This window comes from Shewanella sp. SACH, from assembly GCF_001887095.2.
Taxonomy (GTDB): domain Bacteria; phylum Pseudomonadota; class Gammaproteobacteria; order Enterobacterales; family Shewanellaceae; genus Shewanella; species Shewanella baltica.
Genome location: NZ_MPDG02000002.1, coordinates 353,038 through 364,203, shown reverse-complemented (window position 1 = coordinate 364,203; position 11,166 = coordinate 353,038). Strand labels below are relative to the sequence as shown.

The 11,166-nt window shown below is 46.1% G+C and carries 11 protein-coding genes; 1 reads left to right on the top strand and 10 read right to left on the bottom strand.

Going from position 1 to position 11,166, the window contains the following annotated elements; translation table 11 throughout:
• Positions 1 to 95: 95 nt before the first annotated feature.
• Positions 96 to 1,298: a tRNA epoxyqueuosine(34) reductase QueG gene (queG, locus tag BM607_RS09515; RefSeq protein ID WP_071938565.1), complete on the top strand. Its 1,203-nt coding sequence runs from the start codon at positions 96 to 98 to the stop codon at positions 1,296 to 1,298.
• Positions 1,299 to 1,591: 293 nt separating this feature from the next.
• On the opposite strand, the gene BM607_RS21995 is transcribed toward queG, so the two are convergent.
• The 10 genes from BM607_RS21995 to BM607_RS09465 all read right to left on the bottom strand — a co-directional run bounded on the left by BM607_RS21995 (position 1,592) and on the right by BM607_RS09465 (position 11,161).
• The gene (locus tag BM607_RS21995) at positions 1,592 to 3,325 is read right to left on the bottom strand and encodes a tail fiber domain-containing protein (RefSeq protein ID WP_212669158.1); all 1,734 of its coding nucleotides are present in this window, start codon (positions 3,323 to 3,325) and stop codon (positions 1,592 to 1,594) included.
• A gap of 66 nt (positions 3,326 to 3,391) precedes the next feature.
• The gene (locus tag BM607_RS09505; protein ID WP_071938566.1) at positions 3,392 to 3,976 is read right to left on the bottom strand and encodes a YmfQ family protein; all 585 of its coding nucleotides are present in this window, start codon (positions 3,974 to 3,976) and stop codon (positions 3,392 to 3,394) included.
• A complete protein-coding gene (locus BM607_RS09500; protein ID WP_071938567.1) occupies positions 3,961 to 5,028 on the bottom strand; it encodes a baseplate J/gp47 family protein in 1,068 nt (355 codons plus the stop codon). Before BM607_RS09500 ends, BM607_RS09505 begins: the two co-directional genes overlap by 16 nt.
• Positions 5,018 to 5,482 carry a phage GP46 family protein gene (locus tag BM607_RS09495; protein ID WP_071938568.1) on the bottom strand — a complete coding sequence of 155 codons (465 nt, stop codon included), beginning with the start codon at positions 5,480 to 5,482 and terminating at the stop codon, positions 5,018 to 5,020. The genes BM607_RS09500 and BM607_RS09495 overlap by 11 nt, the downstream gene beginning before the upstream one ends.
• Positions 5,483 to 5,489: 7 nt before the next feature.
• On the bottom strand, positions 5,490 to 6,137 hold the full coding sequence (locus tag BM607_RS09490) for a phage baseplate assembly protein V (protein WP_071938569.1): 648 nt from the start codon (positions 6,135 to 6,137) through the stop codon (positions 5,490 to 5,492).
• Entirely contained in the window at positions 6,131 to 7,210 is a 1,080-nt protein-coding gene (locus BM607_RS09485; protein WP_071938570.1) for a phage baseplate assembly protein, read from the bottom strand. Before BM607_RS09485 ends, BM607_RS09490 begins: the two co-directional genes overlap by 7 nt.
• Positions 7,210 to 8,526, bottom strand: a complete 1,317-nt coding sequence (locus tag BM607_RS09480) for a DNA circularization N-terminal domain-containing protein (RefSeq protein ID WP_071938571.1) — start codon at positions 8,524 to 8,526, stop codon at positions 7,210 to 7,212. Before BM607_RS09480 ends, BM607_RS09485 begins: the two co-directional genes overlap by 1 nt.
• A 21-nt stretch (positions 8,527 to 8,547) precedes the next feature.
• Positions 8,548 to 10,338 carry a hypothetical protein gene (locus tag BM607_RS09475; RefSeq protein ID WP_071938572.1) on the bottom strand — a complete coding sequence of 597 codons (1,791 nt, stop codon included), beginning with the start codon at positions 10,336 to 10,338 and terminating at the stop codon, positions 8,548 to 8,550.
• A 125-nt stretch (positions 10,339 to 10,463) separates the two neighbouring features.
• Positions 10,464 to 10,808 carry a phage tail assembly protein gene (locus BM607_RS09470; protein WP_071938573.1) on the bottom strand — a complete coding sequence of 115 codons (345 nt, stop codon included), beginning with the start codon at positions 10,806 to 10,808 and terminating at the stop codon, positions 10,464 to 10,466.
• Positions 10,808 to 11,161 carry a phage tail tube protein gene (locus BM607_RS09465; RefSeq protein WP_071938574.1) on the bottom strand — a complete coding sequence of 118 codons (354 nt, stop codon included), beginning with the start codon at positions 11,159 to 11,161 and terminating at the stop codon, positions 10,808 to 10,810. Before BM607_RS09465 ends, BM607_RS09470 begins: the two co-directional genes overlap by 1 nt.
• Between the last annotated feature and the right edge of the window lie 5 nt (positions 11,162 to 11,166).

The following is an 11,166-nucleotide window of genomic DNA, read 5'->3' as shown; positions in this document are numbered from 1 at the left end:
CCTCTCATTCACGATCACAGAGTAAACTCGTCCGTAACAAGTGAAAACTTGCTATCATATTGCCACCTAGCCAAGAGCCTCACTGCAATGAATCCATGTCGACTTTAGCCAATCAAATCCCCAACCAATCCTATGCCAGCACACTGTCGCGGCTCGCGCTGCAAATAAAAACGTGGGGAAAAGCACTCGGATTTGCACAAGTTGGTATTTGCGATACAGATTTAACGGCCGAAGAAGCCAAACTCCAAGCATGGCTAGACAAAGGGTTTCATGGCGAAATGGCATATATGGCCACCCACGGGATGATGCGCGCTCGCCCGCAAGAATTGCATCCGGGCACAGTGCGAGTGATATCCGTACGGATGGACTATTTACCACCCGAAGCAGGCTTTGCCACAAATCTCACCGATCCCAACTTAGGTTATATCTCCCGTTATGCAGGGGGCCGCGACTACCACAAGTTGATCCGCGCTCGGCTTAAAAAGCTGGGGGATCAAATCAGTACAGAGTTAGTTGCGCTCGGTTTCGATGCCGCCGATTTCCGTCCCTTCGTCGACTCAGCGCCCGTACTCGAGCGCCCATTAGCCGAAAAAGCCGGTATAGGTTGGACAGGTAAACACTCACTCATACTCAACCATGAGGCGGGTAGTTGGTTCTTTTTAGGTGAGCTACTGATCAATTTGCCTCTGCCTGTGGATATTCCAATCCAAGAAGGCTGTAACAGTTGCGTCGCCTGCATCACCTCCTGCCCAACAGGTGCAATCGTAGAACCTTATGTGGTCGATGGCAGACGCTGTATTTCCTATCTCACCATCGAGCTGCAAGGCGCTATTCCTGAAGAATTTAGGCCACTTATGGGCAATCGCATCTATGGCTGCGATGATTGTCAGCTCGTGTGCCCCATCAATCGCCAAGCGCCACTCACAGCCGAAACCGACTTCCATATTCGTCCCCAGTTAAAACAGCCCGACCTTCTCAGCCTTTTTGCTTGGAGCGAGGCCGAATTTCTAAAGCAAACCGAAGGCAGCGCCATTCGCCGAATTGGTCATAAACGCTGGCTACGTAATATCGCAGTCGCGCTGGGTAACGCCCCCGCAAGCCCAAGCATTATTGCCGCACTTAACGCCCGCAATGACAGTGACGATATCGATGAGATAGTGCGTGAACATATCGAATGGGCGCTCAATGCTCAGCAATCGCGCCTTGCCGACACCGCCGCAACTGAACAACAAAAAGCGCGACGCAAAACCCAACGCATGGTGCGTATTATCGAAAAGGGTTTACCGCGAGATGCTTAATTTTTCCCCAATAATTATCTATGTTATTGAATAGCTGAGAATCGCTATTAGCCCATCACTGCGATTAAACATTAATATTGAACATTACCAATCGACCTTCGCGTTTGCCTAATTTGCAAATGAAACAAGACAACGGATGCATCAGCATCCGTTGTCTTTTTACTCACTAAGCTCAGTTTAAAACTCTCACTCAAGCATAAATATTAGCCAAGGCGGCTGAGCCGCGCCGAGAAAAATTAGCAGTAAAGACTAGGTAATTGAGCAGTTTCCTACATGCTCAATTACCTAGTCTTTTAGGTGGCTGAAATAATAAATGCCAGCAACTGCTCATATCGTATGCCGTATCTATCCCCTTTAGCAGTCTCTAATATCTGCTCGAATACTGGTTCAGCCATCACTGTTGACTGATTGGTTACTTTTTTCATAACTGGCACTTTTTTAACTTTTAGCTTTCCATCCTCGTCTAATCCATCAGGCACTTCTATTATTTTTTGGCGTATAACCTCTTTTGATACAGACTTATACTCTTCTTCGCCTTTTTCATTAATTATTAACTCTAGATACTCTTCAATCACAGTTTCAAACTCTGGCTCGTCAACAATCTCTGTTAGCTCTATTGTTTCACCCTTATTGATTTGCTCTGTGACGTATTGATCATCCCAGCTATCATGGCAAAATAACGCGTAATGATGCGGGTCAAGCCCATGATCGTAAAAAACTTGTCCTACTTCTTGGGCATTAACTCCAAAATGTATTCTGGCGCCAGCCCCTTTTTCCTTAATAGACTCATTGAACTTGAACTTTCTAATCATTGTTTTTAGTTTTATAGCGACATCTTTTTCGGCTTGTTCTATCTCTAAAAATGATTTTAATCGTTCATCTGATGTACTAATCGCGTTTGTTCCCGCGTGAATTACAGACCAACGCCTGATACCTTGTCCGTTTGGTTGCGTGTTGTCTGTTGCTGGAGAAAATGCACGTGATTTTGCGATAACATCCCAATACCCGAGCAATGTTGCGTTAGCAATAAATGACACACGGTTATCGCCAGATACTGCGACAAATGCGCCGTTCGAGTCGTCTGAAGATAAACTCGCTATTACTGCACTACCGAGTTCAGCTGAGTTCAGACTAAATGCCCCATCACCTGGCAACACACCGCCAAAACCTGCTTTGCCTTTTTGATGCATCATTCCAAAACTATTCGTATAGAAACTATATCCATTAGCGTCTTGTGCAGAAAAATATGAGACTGGTTTTACGTTTACGCAAGAACCATTGCGTACATGAATTCCGATATTTTCATTTAATGACCCTTTCGGATTGATATCAATACCGCGATTACTTTCAACGACTGCTGTTGTCGTTTCAATAGCTCTAATTTGCAACCCTACTCGTTTCTGTATTGTTCCCGCCCCTGTCGCGGTGGGCCACATTATCATGCCCCATGAGTTCTCTAGAATCCCGTCTCCTTGATACTGAACTCTATCTTGATATGCTGCAACGTGATTATGGGTATTATCTCCGCGCAGAATCGTTGTAGCATCAAATGCTCCATATCCACCGTAATCTGAAGCGTTATCGATAATTGTTTTGTCAGAAAAAGCGTGGCAGTCTGTCGGCTCATTAACTAACTTGCGACTTACAGTTGTCGCATCTCTTAAACCTACAGTACTTGGCCAGTCACCGCCCGACTGACCAATTGGGTTGTCACCGATTATTACACCCCCGTAGTGAGCGGTAGATGTGATACCATTTGCTTTAACTTTACCGCTAAAATCAGCCCCAGTAAGCCTTGCAAGACCATCTATAACATTTTTTAGGTTTGTATCAGTTTCTGGATCAAAAACTATCCCACTAGTACTTAGTATATTAAGAAACTCAGCAATCACATGGTTAAACCAATCCGCACCTGGATAACTTGGACGATTAGCATCACCCGATTCAGTAAACCATCCAGCTAAACCAGTTAATGGCTTTGCTGCTGGGCGTTCTGTTGCTTGTGAACCATTGCGTAACGGATGCATGTTAACTCTCCTAATCTAAATTCATTTAAACGCCGTTTAAAGCGGTTTTGTTGATGCTAAAAATGCCTAAACGGCGTAATAAAACTCGTAAAATAATCCGCCCACTTTGTAACGCTGCAATGTGCATTCAAGCACTCGTGCATCAGACGTTAGCAGTGGGGTTAATACATCATCTAAACAGGTCATGTACGCACCTGGTATGCCGTAAACATTTACCCTTAAGATGTAGCGGTATTTCTGTTCCCACAGAGGGTAGGTGCATGAGCGCAAGCAGTGGTGCGGGAACGTCTCATCAACCTCGACTGTGAAGCCCAAATCGGTAGCTAATTTCTGGATGTTCCAAGCTTGCAGACCACCTTTGCGGTGATACTTCTCAACTACGGCATAACGACGATATTCAATATTGGATACAGGCTCTGCCACACACTCAGGTAGGCCCAAGTACTGTTCCCAGTCATCCAATAGCGCTAATGTGGTTTCAGGGCGCATCTCAAGCAGCAAGTTATCGGCGCTTTGCTCGGCGCGTTCTAGCCTTGGTGCATAGCCTTGGGTGTACTTATACAAATCAAGCGAGGTCGCTCGCTGCCATAACACCCCACGCGGCATTTGTGCTAATAATGCATTAGTCCACTGTGCTACGGAGTGCCCCATGTAATGGCTCCTAATGCATGCAGTTCGGTGGCTATTGCTGTGACATCAGCGCTTAAATCCAGCTCGTAATCGTTTATGCCCACAGTGGAACCAATCGCTGTTCGTACAGCACTTAATAACAGTGTTGAACCTGGGTTTAAGGTTTTAAAATAGCCTTTAATACTCGCGGTAACGCTATCGCGCAGGTCGGCATTATCTGGATTGATTGTGATTGCTAAATTGGTGGTTTTAAGCGTAAGCGGAATGTAAACCGCCTCGATACCACCTGGGCGGCCAACGTCAGCGCCTGTGGCTGGATCTTTATGGCGATAGATATAATCAGCCATTGCGACTTGGTCTAAATAGATGGGTAAAATATCTGGGCGTGAGTCAAATACAAAGGCATAACCAACAGTGGCTGGCCCTTGGTAATTGTCTACTGCCCACGCACGATCAACGCCTGCCACTTCACGGCACCAACCCACATAATCGTGTACAGCACCGCCCATTGGCGGATTGCGCTTACGGAACAATAAACGCTCAAGCACTTTAAGTGGAGCTTCAAGATCTGCACCACCCGTAATACCGCCAGATATACCATTGGGTTGAATGCCTGGCACAGTTGAAATAAGGGTTAGCGTTTCACCAGCTAACAAATTACCTGCAATGCCTGCGGCCTCTGCTTCAACTTGCACTACTACATTGCCACCGGAGGGCGCATTCGATAGCGTCACTCTATATAAGCGGCCATCTAAATGCGTCATCACAGTGTCAATTGGTAGCGCGGTATTACCTGCAAATGTCACAGGGCCGCTTGCGCTAGTTGCCAGTTTTTGAATGATCCCTTCATAGCGAGCGGTGTCGATAATCGTTTGATCTTCTGACTCAGATGAGGGGATTACCTGGCGCACTATCCAGCTTTGATAATCATATAAATCGCGTAGGCTACCGCTTACCGCAGAGTTAAGCGCTTGCTCGATACCAAACTTGGGCAGAATGGTATCTAACGAGGCTTCAATGTCGATTAAACCGCTTTCAATCAGTGTTCTAAGCGTGGGTACATTAAACGGCACTTTGTGTCTCCCATCGTTTTGATACAGTAAAAGAAATCACTGAGTTATCGGGTTTAGTGATCACAATATTTAAGGCTAGGGTTTGAAACTTGGGGATAGAACCTGTCACCACCACACTCTTTGCTGTCACGCCATAACCGTCATCACGCAGCATCCACGCTAACGCATCATCTGCGTATTTAACGGCTTTATTGCGCACTTCGGTGGTCATCTTTTCACGGTATAACAACCACAACTTGCTACCCCAAGGTTGAATCGAAAAGGTATCGCCAGGCCAGCCGCGTAGGTCGTCAGAATTATCAGGTAAGGTATCGGAATCATCAGCGCGGGCATCGGTAAACAGTGAGATCAAAACGAGGGTGGATATATCATTATTGATACCATCACCCTCGCTGTTATTGAACTCAATCAGCAAACCTGTATTTTTCATCATGTCGAACACGATGGCGCTCATAACTAACTCACTCTGGTGGTGTAGTCGGTCTGCTCTCAGCGTCTTGGTGGATGTGCCCAAGGTAACTAATACTGTTCGCGCTTAAATCAGAACCAGTGATAACACTGTCTGAAGTAATGCCGCTTACCGCATAAATACCGAGGTCTGTTGATATGCCACCAGTGACGTGTAGAGGACCTTGAATTAAAGACTCTGGTGAGATAATAGTGAATGAGTTGGAGGCATTGAAAATAACGTCGGTTGCTCCAATCGTGAAGCTGTTTTGTATTTCAAAAATAACATCAGTAGCAGTAAGAATAATCTTACCGTCTTTGGTTAAGCGGATTTTGTGACCTTCAAGATGGTATAGAAAAACATCGCCAAGTTCACCCTGTGGCCGTACTTTTTTATCTTCAACTGCAATAGCCACTAAGCCAGATAGCGAGCCACCCAGCGCCGCCACAATCGCCTCAGCGCCTTCTGGTGGATACGAACTCATACCGTAATTTTGGAAGCGTTCAATGTTATCTGCTGACTCATCAGCATGCATTTTCACTTGTAAGTTTTGACGCTGCAAATCTTCAACAATCCCCGTTACAACAGCGCGGGTTAACATACCCGTAATACGGCGGCGAAGAGGAGCAAGTAAGCGATCAATATAACGTTCAGTTACCATTTACCACCGCCTAACTTAGTATCTTTAACCACCTCAGCAGGGATATCCATCGTTTCGGGTCTTACCACGCTAATCACAGCTAGACGGCCCGCATCGTCTTCGCTAAACATCACTGATAAAACCAACATTTCTTCATCAAGCCCTAGTATTTGGTCAACAACAGGTACGAGGGTATTGATGTTCCACAGCTTGCCCGTTTGCGGAATGCGCCATCCAGTTACTGTGTATTCAGCCGTATTGGATTTACCTATGCTGCGTTGGCGTTCCCACTGGCCGCGCTTAGCCGCACCTTCTGCGGTAGTGATTTCTTCATTGACAATTATCAATGGGCGATAGCGGCTGATTTGAGGATCTTTAATATCAGCTTTGATACCCCCCACCGCAGAAATAGGAGCAGAATCCCAATTACCATGGGCCGCACCTGCGGCTTTAATGGTGAAATTACTGTAGCGCTGGCGCCAGCTAAAACGCCCCCGAGCCGCTTTTACGTTCTCGCCTAATATCAACGACACACCCGCTTTAACTTTACTAGCACGGGTGATCACTAAGTTGCCAAAAGTATCACTGGTTAGCAGCACGCCACGCTGTTTAGCCAGGCGCGATAACAACTCATGCGGCGTTTCGCCTTGCTCAATTTGAATACGTTGGAACGGTTCACCCACAGCGGTATTAACGATAACTTTAATGCCGAATGGCTTACACACTGCCTCAGCAATTTGCGAAATCGTTTGATTGTTAAACTGGCCGCTGGGGTAGTCGATAGAGCAATCAACTAGGTCGGCGGTTTTATCGCGACCACTCACGCTAATCGTTACCGTTGACTCGTCATAGCTTGGTACCCAATCATCAACGTAGCCGGTAATAATACGCTCACCGCCAATGTCTACAGTACAGGCTTGGCCCTGCGTTATGGGAATAACAAATTTGCGGTATTGCTCTTCATTATTTTGCCACCGCCACGTTAGCTCTAAATCAAACGCTCCTGACATCGCATCAAGCGAGCGTGTCACGCTGATCTTGGTCCAGCCTTCATAAATATTGCCACCCGCTTTTAATACAATTGCCTCACTCATTAGCTAATCACCTCAACAGTATCGGTAGGTAAAATAAAAGCGGGGTTAGCAAAGCCATTGCGTTGCACTATGCTGTCGCGGCGCTCGGTATTACCCGTTTGCTGCCATGCGACTAACGCAACCGGCACGCTTTCTTTAGCTTGATACAAGCTCACTTGCGGTAATAATTCAGCACGGGCACGAGTATCGGCCAACACGGCTTGGCGCAATACGCGCATCTGCCGCCATACCGCTGAACTGCCAGACTCAACCGCAGCTGCTGCATATAATGCCAGTTGATCCGCAACACCATAACCAAGGTCTTTTAATTGTTGCCCTGTTAATATTGCGTTGCGTTCGGCACCCGATAAGCTCTCAATGACTTGCGCTTCATCATTGAGTTTATTCACTATCTGGGCTTCACCTAGGGCGGCACATTGAGCCACTACAGCACTGTTTAATGTTAGGTTTTTAAAGGCTTCAGCATTGGCAAGGATCGCCGCATTTTTAGAAGGGTTAGCAAACTTAGGTACTGAGCCAGCCATACCGCCTTCACTTGATATATTGCGTGACAAACCACCCGTTGCCCCCAGCTCTGCACGCATACCGTCCCAACGGTTTTGTACATTGGCATAAACATCGAGGGCGCGGATCGGGTCTTTAACCACGCCTTTAATGTCTTCAAGCAAGCCCATAGCCTCACGCGCTAAATCACCAGGATAAGCAAGCAACTTACCTACGCTATCTTTGGTGCGCATTAAGCGATCCGTCCATTGGCGTAGGTCATCGGGGAGTGATGGTAAGCCGCGGGTCAGTTCATCTAAATCATCCAAAAATGTATCTACCATATCGCCCATACCATCAAGCGTGCTGATATCAAAATCGCTTGCAAACTTATCATTCACTGCGTCTTTGGTTTTATCCGCTTCGGCTTTAACTTGGTTAGCAGTATCAGATTTAGCATTGGGGAATAAATTTTCACCCACTTCAAATACTTCAAAGTTAATGGTCGCCGTGCCATCAACTCGATTAATTAACTTGTGGCTAACCTTGCCAACTTGAACTTTTTTAATCCCAAACCAAGGGTGAATTAGTTCGCCTGGGCCTTGTTTGTTTAATGCTTCAAGAATCGCTTTAAGCTGTTCAAAATAATCCGCGCCAACCACACGGCCACTTATGCGCTCTTGGGTTAATACCTTGCCGTTGTCTTCCGTGTAACCCAGTTCTTTTTTTGGGTACGCATGGGGTATCGCGCGGCGACCACTTTCGCCATCAGACTCTTCAAGTAAAAATTCAACGCCCCGAAACGAGGCGGTTAAACGGTCTTCAAATGCCATTTAAAACTCCTTTACGTGGGGTTAGTTAATGCCAGTATCTGAATCAACGGTGATGCCAGGAGGCGCTTTAGAGACAGTCAGCTTTGACCGCTCATCCGTTAAGTGCAGCTTAAGATCAATGCTACCTTCAAGCGCTCTGCTATAGCTGTTGATATCTGTTTGAGTTTTTGAATCAAAACTCGCGCTAGGTTTGGCGACATCTTTAATTTTTTCTTCACCAAAGATACTTGGAAAAACATCTGATAGTGTGGTGGCCTTAGCCCATTTACCAAAGTCTGTATCACCAATAATGGCATCAGCTATTGAATCAATTATCGGGTACATTACTAAAGCTGCGGCACCAGTTTTTGCAGCAGAGCCGACTTTGCTCCATTTGCTTTTATTGGCTTTATTATTGCCACCCATGGCATCAGTAATGTCAGCCCCCATAGCACCACCCATACCGCCCGCACCCATGTTGACTACATACACAGGCATCACGCCCATGTCAGCAATACCACCCGCACCACCTTTACCATCTTTACCTTTCCCGCCGAAAGCATTCTTCCCCCATGAATAAACATCGGCGGCTTTCTTGGCAGCAACGACAGTCCCAACAGCGACTGCAGCTACCGAAGCCCATTTAAGCCAGTTATCAATAGTATCTTGATCAATTCCATTAATAGCATCTGCTATTTCTTTGAATGGTCCAGCAGCGGCACTATTACCAGCTCTTTCGACTTCATTATTAATTCGCTGAAAACTAGACGCTAAATCCGTTGCCGCAATTTCAGCATCTTTTAATGTTGCGGAACCATCTCCGGTTATTACCATAAACTTATCGAAAACGTTCGCATCACCCGATTGTTTATAAGCTGCTATTAGTGGATTTAATGCCCGTTTAGCTTCATCCGTTAAATTGATTTGAGCAATATTTGTAGAAAGTCCTTTCGACTTAACAGTTATTTCTGTCATTAACTGACTAAGCGGGCGCATTTGTTCAACTCCGGATTTTAATTTTTCCGGATCAAACACATCAATATTTCCCAACTCTTTTAATTTTTTAACTCTATCTGGATTTGTTATATCTCGAATTATTGAAGTAAAAGCGGTAACTGCCTCTGCATCTGACCCTGAACCTTCTCTAATTACCTGTAGAGCAGCCCCCAACTCTGTAACCGCCTCTGTACCTTGTCTACCAGTTGCGGCATAAGCCGCAAAAATCTGGGGGCCATAATTAGCTAATGAAGCCAAGGTAAACGCACCGCTTTTACCTTGTTTATTTAAAGTATCAATCGACTTCATCGCATCTTCAGAAGAGGATATACCTAGTTTTTTCAGCTCAGTAAAAATACCACCAATATTCTGGCCTGATGCACCAGTGGCCTGAATAACCGCTGACATGTTTGGTAAGTTTTTAATCGCAAATTCAAGGTCGCCTGTCTTGGTAAGAATTTCCTCTACCGCACTCAGCGCTTCCTTTGGATCAATCCTAATACCTTTCTCGTTACTAACTTGACGAATTTGCTCATAAAGCTCTTTTGCTTTATCAGTTGTGATATCAGCTGAAATGGCTAGACGACTTAAACGCCTATCTATTGTGGCAAATTGATGAGCAGCAGCACCTGTAGCCATAGCAGCAACAGCACCCACATAGCGATTACCTAGGGTATCAATACCTCTGCCAGCAGCAGATACAGAACGTCTTACCATCATCATTGCCGTGTCATTCTTTTTGGCAAAGTCACTCATCGATGTGCCGTACTGACGCGCTTTAGCGGCAAGGTTGCCAGCAAGGTTTAATACAATATCGGTTTTAAGTTGCTGGCCCATGGATTAACTCTCTTAACTTTCGGTAGGTACGAACAAGGCGGCGCAAAGACATAGTAGAAGTGACGCTAAGCGGAATGCGAGAACTCATAGCAAGCTGCAAGTCCTCGCAAATATCGGCTAGCGCCTTAAGCTCGCCCCCGTGCCTCAAGCTCCTGCGCGATTAACTGGTCAAGTTCTGAGGCTTTAACTTGTAACAAAGTAAAGTCCTCTTGGTGCAGCTTGCGCAGTTCCTTAACATCAATAGGCCCTTGCACTTTGCCGATGTATTCCACTTGTCGCACCAGCAGCTGCAAGCCGTACATCACGTCAGACGTATAGGCAATGGCCTTACCGTCTTGCACAATCACTTTCTCCGCCGCGATTTGGGCATCAATATAATCACCCGATGTTAGCTCACGCAGCCCCACCTCAAGGTGGATGTTATCGCCCACTTTGAGGCCATGCTCTAGTTCAAACGTCATGACGGCCATTAGATACGTTCCACCTTATTACCTTGGAACGTGCCAGTAACATCGCCACTATCGGAGATAGTAAACGGGGCCTGCGGTGCGGCATCGGTCATCATATAGTCAACACCATTGTCGCCTTCCCATGTCAATGTCGCATTGGTCATTGCGTTAATGGCTAACACATCTACGTCTTCATCTGCGGCGATCACTACCGCAATGGTTGGCACTGTGTACTCATTTGACTGGCCCCACACGCGACCAGGGCCAACGTGTGGAGTACGGGTGTAACCGCCTGGGTTTAATGTAGATCCCTTTTTCGTTTTCAGCTGTTTACTGTTGGCACGAATAACCACTTCACCTAGGATTTGTCCCATGTGCT

Bases quoted from the DNA above. Each gene is read 5' to 3' on its own strand.
- queG (WP_071938565.1), top strand. From the start codon at position 96: ATGTCGACTTTAGCCAATCAAATCCCCAACCAATCCTATGCCAGCACA.
- BM607_RS21995 (WP_212669158.1), bottom strand. From the start codon at position 3,325: ATGCATCCGTTACGCAATGGTTCACAAGCAACAGAACGCCCAGCAGCA.
- BM607_RS09505 (WP_071938566.1), bottom strand. From the start codon at position 3,976: ATGGGGCACTCCGTAGCACAGTGGACTAATGCATTATTAGCACAAATG.
- BM607_RS09495 (WP_071938568.1), bottom strand. From the start codon at position 5,482: ATGAGCGCCATCGTGTTCGACATGATGAAAAATACAGGTTTGCTGATT.
- BM607_RS09490 (WP_071938569.1), bottom strand. From the start codon at position 6,137: ATGGTAACTGAACGTTATATTGATCGCTTACTTGCTCCTCTTCGCCGC.
- BM607_RS09485 (WP_071938570.1), bottom strand. From the start codon at position 7,210: ATGAGTGAGGCAATTGTATTAAAAGCGGGTGGCAATATTTATGAAGGC.
- BM607_RS09480 (WP_071938571.1), bottom strand. From the start codon at position 8,526: ATGGCATTTGAAGACCGTTTAACCGCCTCGTTTCGGGGCGTTGAATTT.
- BM607_RS09475 (WP_071938572.1), bottom strand. From the start codon at position 10,338: ATGGGCCAGCAACTTAAAACCGATATTGTATTAAACCTTGCTGGCAAC.
- BM607_RS09470 (WP_071938573.1), bottom strand. From the start codon at position 10,808: ATGGCCGTCATGACGTTTGAACTAGAGCATGGCCTCAAAGTGGGCGAT.
- BM607_RS09465 (WP_071938574.1), bottom strand. From the start codon at position 11,161: ATGGGACAAATCCTAGGTGAAGTGGTTATTCGTGCCAACAGTAAACAG.